8 protein-coding genes are annotated in these 12,209 nt (G+C 61.1%); 3 read left to right on the top strand and 5 right to left on the bottom strand.

Annotated elements, in window-relative coordinates:
* From QW379_07915 to QW379_07905, 3 genes are all read right to left on the bottom strand, one after another.
* On the bottom strand, window positions 1-1,743 hold a 1,743-nt coding region (locus tag QW379_07915; GenBank protein ID MEM2870325.1), incomplete at its 3' end, for a DUF2341 domain-containing protein.
* 322 nt (window positions 1,744-2,065) lie between these two features.
* Window positions 2,066-2,488 (bottom strand): hypothetical protein, encoded by a 423-nt coding sequence (locus QW379_07910; protein MEM2870324.1) that lies wholly within the window; start codon window positions 2,486-2,488, stop codon window positions 2,066-2,068.
* 208 nt (window positions 2,489-2,696) lie between these two features.
* Complete coding sequence (locus QW379_07905) at window positions 2,697-2,906, bottom strand: hypothetical protein (GenBank protein MEM2870323.1); 210 nt, start codon at window positions 2,904-2,906, stop codon at window positions 2,697-2,699.
* A gap of 430 nt (window positions 2,907-3,336) precedes the next feature.
* On the opposite strand from QW379_07905, the gene QW379_07900 reads away from it, so the two are divergent.
* Window positions 3,337-4,341 (top strand): hypothetical protein, encoded by a 1,005-nt coding sequence (locus QW379_07900; GenBank protein ID MEM2870322.1) that lies wholly within the window; start codon window positions 3,337-3,339, stop codon window positions 4,339-4,341.
* A 314-nt stretch (window positions 4,342-4,655) separates the two neighbouring features.
* On the opposite strand, the gene QW379_07895 is transcribed toward QW379_07900, so the two are convergent.
* On the bottom strand, window positions 4,656-5,303 hold the full coding sequence (locus QW379_07895; GenBank protein MEM2870321.1) for a hypothetical protein: 648 nt from the start codon (window positions 5,301-5,303) through the stop codon (window positions 4,656-4,658).
* Entirely contained in the window at window positions 5,300-7,720 is a 2,421-nt protein-coding gene (locus QW379_07890; GenBank protein MEM2870320.1) for a PKD domain-containing protein, read from the bottom strand. Before QW379_07890 ends, QW379_07895 begins: the two co-directional genes overlap by 4 nt.
* Before the next feature lie 365 nt (window positions 7,721-8,085).
* On the opposite strand from QW379_07890, the gene QW379_07885 reads away from it, so the two are divergent.
* Entirely contained in the window at window positions 8,086-10,869 is a 2,784-nt protein-coding gene (locus QW379_07885) for a PQQ-binding-like beta-propeller repeat protein (GenBank protein ID MEM2870319.1), read from the top strand.
* Window positions 10,869-12,185: an archaeosortase A gene (gene artA, locus QW379_07880; GenBank protein MEM2870318.1), complete on the top strand. Its 1,317-nt coding sequence runs from the start codon at window positions 10,869-10,871 to the stop codon at window positions 12,183-12,185. Before QW379_07885 ends, artA begins: the two co-directional genes overlap by 1 nt.
* Window positions 12,186-12,209 lie beyond the last annotated feature (24 nt).

Raw genomic sequence — 12,209 nt, 5'->3', positions numbered from 1 at the left:
TTTGTACCTGAACTCCGTGTCCTGCGCAACGCTCTGGTCCTTAATAGGCTCGATGACAGGATAATCATTTACATTCTTCACTGTCAGTTTGAAGCGCGTGCTGCCCTTGCAACCCCGCGGGTCGGAGACTGTGATGTTGACGGTGTAGTTCCCGACATCGTCATTTGTCGGTGTGAAGTTGATTTCGGCGCTCTGGGGACCGCGCGGGGTGATGTTGAAGAGGGGGCAGTCCTCACTCCAGTTGAGCCTGTCGCCGTCAGCGTCCTCTGCGAAGATGAGCAGCTTGAAGTTCTTCCCCTGGCTGACAACCTGATCCATTATCGGGCTGAGGAGGGGATATCGATTTACGTATATGTCCCGTGAGCCAACGGGTCTTTCTGAAACAGCAAGCCAGATCGTGTGCGGGCCGCCGGCCGGTGTCCAAAGATAGGAGACACAGGTCTCTTCAGAGGGGCTCAGGTCCACTTCCCTCGACCAGATCAGGTCCGAGCTATGGAAATCATCCCCCTCACGGAAGGAAACATTGATTCCGATTATCTCTGATATAAGATTCTCGAAAGTAGCATTCAACCAGACACTCTCTCCTTCATCAATGAGCTCGGGCGTGACCGAGAAAGAGACGAATCTGAAGGGTCTCTCTTCCTGCCCGATGCTCACCTGCGGCTCCTGTAAGGCATATTTACGAACTAGGAAGTAGTCGAAGTCTGCGTTGAAGCTACCCCCCGAGGACCAGGATTTACCCCCCAGACCCCAGTAGGCAGGCATGGATGGGAGGCTATAGGAACCGGTATTGGTCCAATTTGTCATATCAATGGACCAATCATAATAAAGGGTTGAAGAGCTCTTTCTGAACCTTAAATAATGCACCGTTGCGCCCGTATCGCCAACGTTGCCTCTGAAGCCATCCGCCTCAAATTTACAGGAAGTAGTGGAGGTGTAGGCTCCCCAATATCCCTTGTTCTCCCTTCCAAGGCTGAAATCTCGTATATATGCCAATAGTGAGTGTCTGGAATTTGCGCCAACTCCGCTCCCATCTTCTTTGGTTTGGACAACGAAATTGGAATTTGGGGATGGATGGGTCCAGTACATAAATGGCGCTACATTCACGCTTTCCCAGGTATCGCTAGTCCCCACGACCTTGATTCTCAACCACCCGGGTCTCTCAGTGAGCGAGTAAGAGTCGTCTCCGCCAGGGTTCCAGAACACCCACCCATTTTTCAGTGAGCTGCTTTCAAAGTCATCATAGAAATCGAATGTCCTGTCACCGCTTGAGGTTGAGGTGGCCGCGGGATTGGCATAGTACATATGAAAAACCGTCCCAGGACCGGGCTGGATGATGGGAACCCTCACCCAGACACTAGCCTCCACCCCATCGTTTTTCTTTTCTACGAAATAAGGCAGCTCTACGTTCGCGCCAGATGACCGATTGTAGAAGATAAAGCGCAAGTCAGAGAAGTCCGTTTTCATCTTGCTTTCGTAGAATATTTTTAATTGAATCTGATACTCGTAAAGGGCCTGTCCACCGCCGACTAGGCTGACGGTGATTGGCTTGCGGGCGATCCAAGCCGCATCCCACCATGGGACGAACTCGCCATTTCTTCCGCTCGTATCGCTTCGCGAGGAAGTTATGAAGTCGTGTGGGGAAGCCGCCTGAGAAAAAATCAAATGTCCGGTGATGAGTAGAGCAATAGCAATCGTGGAATGGGGACAGGGGATGATATGGAACACTTTTACTAATCTCATAATGGATGAATTTAACTCTATATATATAAATATTCTCGCCCGCCTACTCGCTCTGCAACTTGGCATAAAAAATCCACCAGACCAGCCCGAAGAGCACATATCAGCACCTCTCCACTAATTATCCACCTCTATTCCCCATAGAAATCCTCTCATAGCAAACGAAAAATCCATCCCCGGGGGCAATTTAAACTAGACACGTCTCATTAACCTCCTCAAAACAGGCGCTATCGAGCTATCCAGCGCCGGAGCACTGCATGCAACTCAACCCACCATCGATGCTCTCGCCGGGATAGGATAGTCATAATGGGGAATCCAGGCCCCTCTATAAGGATATTGAAAAAAGCCATTGGTCATAGAGCATTATTGCAAAAATGAAGAAGAAATACGTCAGAACCGGCTTTCTCGTGGTTGTTGGAATCACGAAATCGTTCCTCATCCGGACCCCCATCTCCATCCCCCAGTGATGGTCGCAGTTCTCAATCATCCTCGGAATCAGCCCTTCGGAGACATTTCCGGTTGTGAGAAAGACGAACAGCTCGTCCCTCTCGGAAAGCCCCGCTTTTTTTTTTCTGGTTGGGGGGCCATCGCCATCGTGAGCGGTACCGACCTCTGTCCTCCCCCGACTGGGAAAGGGCCTATCGAGTAGCGGAAGCCCCTCTGGAGAGCGAGGTATTTTTTTGACCCGCTCGTTCCGGGGAGCGGTCATCTCGAACACGAGTCTCAGCTCCAGAATGTCCGTTATCACCTCAACGGAATAGAAGCCACTGTCAGCAACACAGCCCCAATGTCGACCAGCGGCATCATCATCTTCAGAACGGGCTTGACCGGCTCATTGGCATCCGCAAGGGACGGGACCGGGAGTATCGCCAGGGTGAACCTCTGACCCTGAACCACAACGTCGAGGACGGGATGCTGATAAGCATAGTTGGTGCCACGGCATTTTTTACTCCCCTTTACCTCCGGAGGCCTTTCGTTTCCATAGTAAGGCTGGTCGTGGCAGTCAATTGCCGCAAGGATGGGCTTTCCCAGCAGACCTTTGCTTTGAGCTCGGCTCTGGCAACGGTATGGACGACAAAAGCATCGAACATCTCGAAGACCTGCTCTCTATCAAGCTTTTCTAACCAGTGGAATACTGCGTCCTGTGAGGTGGTTCTACCCCCCACAACTCCCCTAATCCACTTGTACCTGCCTCTACTGAGGTTCTTTGAGCGGCGGAGAAAAGCAGCGTCTCAACGATGTCCTCGAGGCCGTAAATGAAATGGGGGGAGCTGCGGCTCCCCAGTAACCGGGAAATGAAGGAAGCGAAAAGGTTAACAATCCACGGGCCATTCTTCATCCGGGACGCTGTTGTTATAGTTTTGCCAACATAGTCAACAGCGTCCCACCTTGAATTCCTTTCGGTTCTACTATCGGCAATTCGCGTACCCCAACTTTGGCATTCAACGCATTCAACGCATTTTTACTGGAATGGGACTTGCGGGGGGACTGGAGACAATGTCTCCCGCCGGGGAGCACCCGCCGAGCGATGCGGCATCCCCCCTTTCACCCACCCCCCCGCGCGGGATATATAGCCCCGGAACCAGAGTGATTGCCGTGGCCGTGGAAATCGAGAGCGAGCGCACGCCCTCTCCGGGGCACCCAATCCGCCCTCTACATCGCGAGGGGGTCAGGGCGGCGGGAGAGAGGGGGGGAGGGGCGGGGTCCGCGGCCCCCTCCGCCGGTACGGGCGCCCCTTTCAGGGAGTTCAGAGTTCGCCGCGGCGAGCTGGCGATTCTCAGGGGCGCCGGACCGGAGCTCATCTACGAGATGGCGGTGCGCTGCTTCCTCGGCCTCGGGAGGCCCTCGATTATCGTGGACGGGAGCTGCGCGGCCGACCCCTACGAGGTCGCCGAGCTCGCGCGCGGGCTGGCGGGGAGGCTAGGCCGGGAAGAGAGCGGCGAATCTTTTCCGGGCGGCGCGGGTGGAGGGGGTGGGTGGAGGGGCGGAGGCGGCGACGGGGCGGGTGAGGAGGGGAGAGCGAAAATGGGGGGAGCGGAGAGGGCTGGAGTGGTGGAAAGGGAAACGGGCGCAGGGGGCGGGAGAGCGCTGGGGGCCGGGGAGGGAGGTCGGGGCGGAGGTGGGGGCGGAGCGCTGGAAGACGGGGGTGATGCGACGCACGGAGGGGCGGGTGGAGCGTTCGGGGGGCGGGATGGGGAGTGGTGTGGAGGGGACCGCAGAGCGCGAGAGGGAGAGGATGGGGAACGGGGCGGGGAAGGCCGCGGGGGGGAGGGCGCGGGGGGGTATGGAATTCTGGCGGGCAGGAGCCGGGAGGTTGTCGAAGAGGTCCTGCGGAGCATTTATGTCGCGCGCGCCTTCACCGCGCACCAGCTCGAGTCGCTCATTGTGGAGAGGCTGGGGCCGATGGCGGAAAGAATCGGGCCCGCCTTCGTCGGCGTTCTGGGCCTCGACGCCCTCTTCCTCGACGGCGAGCTGGACCCGTACGAGGCGAGGGCGATGCGCGCCAGATGCCTCCGCTCGCTCAGGTGGCTCGCGAGGGACCGGGGCCTGATGGCCGCGGCGACGGAGGGATTCCGGGCCGGGAGGTTCGAAGGGTGGTGAGGGGGCGTTGCTGGGGAACGATGGGCCGGTTCTGGATGTGGTGTTAAGGATTGGTAGAGTTGGAGATGGAAACTAGTGCGGCCTCGCCGGAGGGGTTGGAAAGAGCTCCCTGAGCCCCGGCTCAGGCTGGACGGGGAGGACGGCTATCGGCGGATAGAGAGTTCGGGGGCCGTACAGGCCATTTGCGACGCGCGGGCGTCGGGAGGATTGAGCAGCCGGACGGAGTCTGATGGTCCGCAGGACAGCAGGGCCCGGATGCGGCGCGGGACCGAGCGCGGGCTGGGCGGCGGCTGCATCGCCCGGCCCTTCCGGAGCTACTCGATCGACGCCAGCCCTATTCCCAGAATCAGCGCGCATATCAGGTTGATGAGGACGACGGCCGCCCCGAAGGAGATTATCCTGTTGCCCCTGGCGGGATTTCCGCTCCGGGTGACGGCTCCGCAAACGCAGGCGATAATGCCGAATATCATGCCCAGAACAAGGAGCTCGAGGGGAATTATCGAGAAGAGGAGATAGCCGATGGAGGGCATTATCATTCCTATTGCACCGAAGACCGCTCCCACAAGGGCCACCGCGATCATCCCGGTGGATTGTCCGGCCTGCGGCGCGCCCGGCTGCTGGCCCGGGTAATATGCGGGGGGAGGGGGGGAGCCGGGGTACTGGGGCGCGGGGTACTGGTACTGGGGGGGCTGGTAATATCCGTACGGCGGCGGAGACTGCGCCGCCGGGGCGTAGCCCTGCGGAGGCTGCTGGGGCTGCGCCGGTGGGGGGTAGTACTGCGCCGCGGGCTGGCCTTGCTGGCCCTGAGCCGCCGGGGGGTAATACTGCGGCGCCGGCTGGGGCTGAGCCGCCGGAGGCTGAGCGGGCGGGTAATAACCGGGATAAGTGGTCTGGCCGTACGCGGGGTACTGGGGGGACGGCTGCTGCCGGACAGATGGTGGTGGCGGGGCCGCCATGGTCACTGCCCCCCTCCCCCGTCCGGTCCTCCCCTCCTCCGCGCCCGGAGCACCACAACTGTCGCGAGGGCCGCGGCCACCGCCAGCGCCCCGAGCCCCGGCTGGCTCCGGATCTCCTTGGGCTTCTCCTTCACCTCGATTGTCACTGTGGAGGAGCGCTGTTGGCCCTCCCGGTCCTTCACCGTCACGAGAACGGTGTAGGTGCCCTTCTTCTCATACCTGTGCGTGACGCTGGCACCGGTGCCGTTCGTCCCGTCGCCGAAGCTCCACTCGAATGTGTAGGGCTCGGTCCCGCCGGACGCGGAGGCCGTGAACTGGACCCTGAGCGGCGCGGGGCCGGAGGTCGGGCTGGCCGAGGCCGCAACCACCAGCTGCGAGCCCCCGCCCCCGCCGACCGTGATGGTGATTACCGGGGCGGTCTTCGTCACGGACTTCGAGTCGGTCACCGTCAGGACGACGTCGTAAATGCCGTCTGATGTGTAGGTGTGGCTGACGGGCGAGCCCGAGCCCGTGGCTCCATCGCCGAAGCTCCAGCTGAATGTGTAGGGCGGGGTGCCGCCGCTCGCGACGCCCGTGAACTGGACGGAGAGGGGCGCCGGGCCCGAGGTCCTATCGGCCGAGGCGGAGGCGGAGAGGGGCGCCGCTCCGCCGGAGGTCACGGTGATGGTGAGCGCCGCGGCTTTCTTCGTCTGGCTCTCGGAGTCCGTGACGGTCAGGACCGCGGAGTACGTGCCAGCGGCGGCGTAGGTGTGGCTCACGGAGGCGCCCGCGCCCGTCTCCCCGTCGCCGAATTCCCACGCGTAGGTATAGGGCGGGGTGCCTCCGGTCGCGGAGGCCGTGAAGGAGACCGTGAGGGGGGCCTCGCCGCTCGTTTTGTCCGCGGACGCGGAGGCCTCCAGCGGAGCCGGCGCGGCGCCCGGCGTTATTGTCTTCGTGGCCGAGCACTCCCTCTCATCCTGGTCCGTCACCGTCAGGCGGGCGGTGTAGGTGCCCGGGGTGCTGTAGGTGTGGAGCGCGCAGAAGCCCTCCGCGGTCGCCCCGTCGCCGAAGTCCCACTCGTATCTGAAGGGGTAGGGCGTCCTGTCGTCGCACACGACCAGCCCCCTGAACTCCACGGTCAGGGGAGCGGCGCCGGTCGTCCTGTCCGCGTCCACGGAGCAGAAGAGGGTCCCGTCGGGGACGTTCCCGCACCTCGGCGGCGGGGTGCTCATGGGTCTCATGTCGGCGGCCATGCCGCCCCCGAGCTCGTAGCCGGTGTCCACGAAGCCATCCCTGTCCGAGTCGGGCCTGCTGAGGTCGCTCCAGTGGTTGCCGTGGGCGCTCGACAGACCGTTCCACCAGTTTTTCTCCCTGTCCCACTCTTTTTCACCGGAGAGGTTCCATATGTTCTCGCTCTTGTCGCAGTAGGCCTGGCGGCCGCCCGCATTGTTGTCCTTAAAGTGATTGTCAATTATCGTATTGTAGCGGCTTCCTTTGAGGCTCACCGCGTAGGACGAGGCGCCTGTGAAGTTGTTGTTGTTTATCGTGCCGTTGGTACAATACGCGAGCTCGATTCCTGTGGTTCCGCGCAGGAAATCGTTGTTATAGACCGGTACGGAGGAGGGGACGTTCGACATGGAGACACCGGTCGGGACATCCTCGAACGTGTTTCTGTAGATGGAACAGAATCCGCTGCCGTTCACGGAGACGCCGACCGTCCCTCCAGAGAAGACGTTGCCGGTGACATGCCCCCACTTTCCTTTATTATAGTCGCCCTTGCAGTTATCCATGCTGAGGGCGGTCTGGACACCGGAGAAACTGTTGTTCATGACATAAAGCTTCTCCAGAGACCCTGTGACCTTTACACCTGCGATCTGGTCCTTGAAGGTGCTGAACTTGATTTTACCGGACGGATGTTCCTCGAGCGTGACGCCCGTCCCGCCGGAGAAGGTGCAGTCCTGCACCTGAAGGGATGTTCCGCACCTGACGCCTATTCTGTTCCCGGTGAAGGAGCAGTTGGAGATTGTGGCTGGATAATACATGCCATTCAGCTGGACCCCGACGTCGTTCCCTTCGAAGACGCAGTGCTCCACGGATATGATGGCATCCGTGAAATTGATAGATAGACCGGCGAAACCGGCGGGGGTGTTCTTTATCCTGCAGTTCCGTATGGTCAGGTAGGTGGTTACGAAATAGATCTCGATTCCGTGGCTCGATGCCGGTGTTATCTCCCAGCCGCTTATCACGTACGGGTCGTCCTCATGGCCCGAGCCCCCGGTGACGCCGTTCTCCGGAGTGAACCCCTCGGAGCCCTCTATTTTTATCGGCGCGCGCGGCGTGTAGGCCCGCGCGCCTGCCGGTCCCTCACCGGCCGGCTCCATCGCCACGGACGGTGGGGCCGGAACCATCATAAATAGCACAACCAGCATACTCAGAAATCCCATTCTGGAGCCCTCTCTGTGAGCCTTCCCTTCCATCCTCTCACCTCTTCACCGTCGGGGCCGCGGGCGGGGGGCGTCGCAGAGTGGCTCATTACTGCGCCGGCCTATCCGGACGCAGCCTCCTACTGATGAGCTTCCTACGCATAGTGAGCTTAGGAAGATAGGGTTTAATTGGTTTTAGAATATTTAATTTTTCATTCTCAACTCCGGACCGTCGGCCAGCGAGCTTTTTGGCTTCAGTTTCGATGATGGGCTTGCGCCCATCGGGTGGTAAGTTGGCTCGGGTGGCTGCGTCAGGTGTCTAGGGCGGGCGCCGGGCGCCCGACCAACATCTATATTATCAGGATTAATGGTATCATAGCCCAACTATGATATTCGGCGACTTGACGAAGAAGGCCGAGAGGCTATCGCGCGAGCTCGGCCCGGCCGGGACGGAGCGGAAGCTCAAGCTCATCAGGGAGCTCTCGGCGCTTGCGGACGAGGACCCGAAGGCCCTCGTGGCGGCGGTTCCGCGCATCGTCGAGGCTCTCGGGGATCAGTCGGGGGAGGTACGCGTTGCCTCCCTCAACCTGCTGAATTCGCTTGCCAAGAGCCGCTCGAACCTCCGGAGGGAAATCGTTGCGGCGGTGCTGGATGGACTGGCCCGCTTCAGGGAAAACCCCGCCGAAGCACTGACCCTGCTGCGCAAGCACGCCTCCTCCGCGAGCGAGGTCGTTGAGGAGCGCATGCCGGAGCTGGTGGGGCTTCTGGAGAGCGAGAAGAGCGACACGCGCGAGGCCGCGGCGATGGTGCTTGAGGAGCTCGGGGTGCCGGCGCGCAGGTACGCTGCCGGAATCGCTGAGACGAAGCTCATCATCGAAGAGGCGGCGCGCTGCGGGGCGAGGGTGGATAAGGCGGAGTACCTGGTCCGGGCGGCACGGACGAGCATGGAAAGGGGGTTCTACGACGAGGTGGATAAGAACCTCGAGCTAGCGCGTGAGTTTGCCAACACCGGGCGGAAGATGGTCAGGCTGTGGAGGGTGCCCTTGCCAGAGGTGAGGGCGGTTGCAATCGCGCCGGACGGCGGCTTCGCCTGCGCTGCGGCGGGCGACGGGAGGCTCCACGCATTCGAGCGAACGGGAAAGCCTCTATGGTCCCAGCCCCTCCCCGAGCGTGGGGTTGCTCTGAAAGTGTCCCATGATGGGAAAACGGTTGTGGCGGGCTGCGGCGACGGAAGCTTGGTTTGCTTCGACGCCGTGGGGAGGAGACTCTGGGCGTTTAGGATGGGGGGAGCGGCGGTCTCACTCGACGTCACAGAGGATGGCACGGTACTCTGCTCCGCTAGCGACAACAACATATACGTCGTCAGCAGGGAGGGGAACCTCACCGGGAAGCACTGGACCGAGAGGCCGGGCTGGCGGCTCGCGGTCTCTGGCGATGGGGACCTCCTTCTGGTGACATTCAAGGACCACAACGTCTACTGCTACGATAGAAACGTGTTCCTCAGGTGGAAGCACATGGGGGGCATCTGGAGCGCCGTGGCGATTTCGCGGGACGGCGAGACTCTCGCGGCGGGCTCGCAGGGAAACGACCTTGTTGTCTTCTCCAAGATTGGGGCGGTGAGCTGGAAGTCCAGAACGGAGGACTCGATAACCCATCTGGCCATCTCGGCGGACGGGAGTGCGGTGTATGCCGCGGATGGCCGGCACCTCTACTCCTACGATCGCGCGGGGAGGCTACTATTCAGGTACTCAGGCCGGGACCCGATGCTCTCGATGGCCTCGAGCGCGACTGGGGAACTCCTCGCTGTCGGCCTGCGCGACAAGCTCGAGCTGATCCGCAACCGAGAGATTCTCAGGATGCTCGCGGAGCGCTCTTCTGTGATAATCGAGAACGCACAGAAGCTGGGGGCGGAGGTCTCGAGGGCCGCCTCGCTGTTCGAAAAGGCGAGGACCGCATTCGATGGCGGCGACTATGATAGAGGGACGGAGCTCACCTCGAAGGCGCTCGAGATAGTCGAGGCCGCGAGGAGCGAAAGGGCGGCGGCGCTCGTGAGCGCGGTCGAGCAGATGATTGCCAACGCGAGGGGAATGGGCGCCGACACTTCGAAGAGCGAGGGAATTCTCTCGGCAGTGAGGGAGGCTCTGGCAAGGGGGCAATTCGAGAGAGGAATTCTCCTCCTTGGGCAGGCGAGGGAGGAGGCGGAGATAGCCCGCAGGGTGAGGGAGGGTGTGCTGAGGGCGGAAGCGGAGGCGAAGGCGAGACGGACGCGTGAGGCGATCAAGGAGGCGATGGACGCCACGGACGAGGCGGTCGAGCTTGGAATGGACCCTGGAAAGGCCGAGCAGCTGCTCCAGAGAGCCATATCAGCCGCCGACGCCGGGGAGCACGAGCGGGCGATGCAGCTGCTCAGGCAGCTCGAGGCGGAGGTGAGGGAGGAGAAGGAGAAACTGCCCGCGAGAATCGAGGAGGGGTTCCGGGCCGCGCTCAAGAGTCTGGAGCAGCCGACATTGACCCCGGAGGAATCGGACAAGACCAGGCGGGCCCTCCAGGCTGCGATTCACTTCTTCGAGAAGTCGGGGGAGCTCCGCAGACTCGCGGAGGCCTACGAGAGGCTCGGTTACCTCGAGGAAAGGTTAGGCAAGCTCCCCTACTCCAAGATGCTATACCAGAAAGCGGTCAACACCTACTTCAGGATAGGCGAGCTCGACCAGATCGTCACGCTTCTGGTCGAGAGGATGAAGAGGATAGAGGCCGTCTCGGACAAGAGGGTCCCTGAGTACACAATCGAGGAACTGTTCCTGATATATAGGGACGGGAGGCTGATTCACCACAACACCCGGAGGCTCAGGCCCGAGGTCGACAACCAGCTCCTCGGCGGGATGCTCGTGGCGATTCAGAACTTCATCGGCGAGTCCTTCCGGCTGAGGGACGCGGAGGTCCTGAACGAGCTCAGGTACGGCAAGACGAGAATTCTGCTCGAGAGCGGGAAGTATGTCTATGTGGCGCTCGTGGTCACGGGGAGGGAGCCGGAGGAGAAGAGGAGGGAGATGAGGAGGGTGATTCAGGAGCTCGAGGAGAGGTACGGCTCCATGCTGGAAAAGTGGGACGGGGACACCAGCAAGCTCTGGGGAGCGAAGAAGCTGGTGGACACGCTGATAACCGGTATCTGATGCGGTATAGGGGCTGGCGCAGGATGGACCTCGCGACTCCTTTTCTTGTCGGCGCGATCGGAATCACGGGGGTTTGCGCCCACTATCTAAGGAGAGAGCCTCGTCTCTTCGCAGCCGTTTATATTTGGTGCATGGGCCTCCTGATTGCAGTGATGCTCTGGAGCCCCGGCCGCGGCGACCGCGTTGCGTCGGCCCTGATGAGCGTTTCCCTGCTCACGGGACTGGTTATGTTGGGCGTGGGATACCTGATGCATAACAAGGCCGAGGGCCACCTCACGTCAATCGTGGGCTGGCAGGCCTTCGGTATCTACTGGATGCTCGAGGTTCCGAACTACGTAAGTCTCCACCCCGACGACCCGATAAACGTGCTTCTGTACGCGCCCGCCCTCGCGCTCTTCACTGTCTTCTCGATATACGAGTGGAGGGCTTGGAAGAGCGGTGGGGACCGTAGGGCGCTGAGGTTCATCACGGGAATGACCTTCGTGGCCGCTGGGACCTACTTCCTATTTGCGAAGGTGCCCGCCCTATCGAGCGCGCTGATATGGGCCACCGCCGCCCAGACTTCCTGGCTCTACAACCTCCTCGGCGCAAGCACGGTGGTCGGGGGTCCGGTCGTAGACGCCGCCACGGGCGAGATATCCGTGCCCGTCATCGGCTCGGGCATCTCGATAATCCTTGCCTGCACTGGCATCGAGGCGATTGTGATTTTCCTAGGGGCCTTCCTCTGCATCGAGCCCCGCGAGAACCCGTGGAGCGGCTACAAAAGAATCGGAAAGCGCATCAAGAAGTACATGAAGATGAGCTGGCCCGAGAGGCGCGCCCGGGCCCTGCTCTACACGATTCCACCAATATGGGTTCTCAACCTGGTGCGCAACATAAGCATCATCTGGCTGGTGAACAGCGGGACAACGAGCTTCGACGTCGCCCACGGGTATCTGGGAAAGCTATTCAGCTTCCTCGTCCTTCTCGCGCTCGCAATGATAGTGTTCGACCTTGTGCCGGAAATATACGACGATCTGCTCGAGCTTTACCGGCTCGGGAGGGCTGAGGAGCCCCGGACGACCGACGGGATGCCTGAGGATGGTGGGAAACCGGTTGAGCGGGTAGCTGGGGCCAAGGGGGAAAGCGCGGTGGTAGAGAGAGCGGGCGGCGGGGTGGAGGGCGTGGAATCGGACGGGGGCACCACCGGCCGCGGCCGAGGGACTGGAGGCACGAGGAGAATGGGGGAGGGGGAGGGAGTTGAGGACGGTGTGTCTGTGTCGGGCGGGGTCGGAGGTGGAGAGGCGAGTCGTACAGGAGAGAGAGAGGAAGAGTAATAAACACAAAATCCAGTTGCACTG

The sequence above is a fragment of the Thermoplasmata archaeon genome (assembly GCA_038851035.1).
Taxonomy (GTDB): Archaea; Thermoplasmatota; DTKX01; order VGTL01; family VGTL01; genus JAWCLH01.
This window is presented reverse-complemented; position numbering and strand designations above follow the sequence as displayed.

What these genes read in the sequence shown, in the direction of transcription:
- QW379_07890 (MEM2870320.1), bottom strand. Translation starts at nt 7,720, where the DNA reads ATGGGATTTCTGAGTATGCTGGTTGTGCTATTTATGATGGTTCCGGCC.
- QW379_07885 (MEM2870319.1), top strand. Translation starts at nt 8,086, where the DNA reads ATGATATTCGGCGACTTGACGAAGAAGGCCGAGAGGCTATCGCGCGAG.
- artA (MEM2870318.1), top strand. Translation starts at nt 10,869, where the DNA reads ATGCGGTATAGGGGCTGGCGCAGGATGGACCTCGCGACTCCTTTTCTT.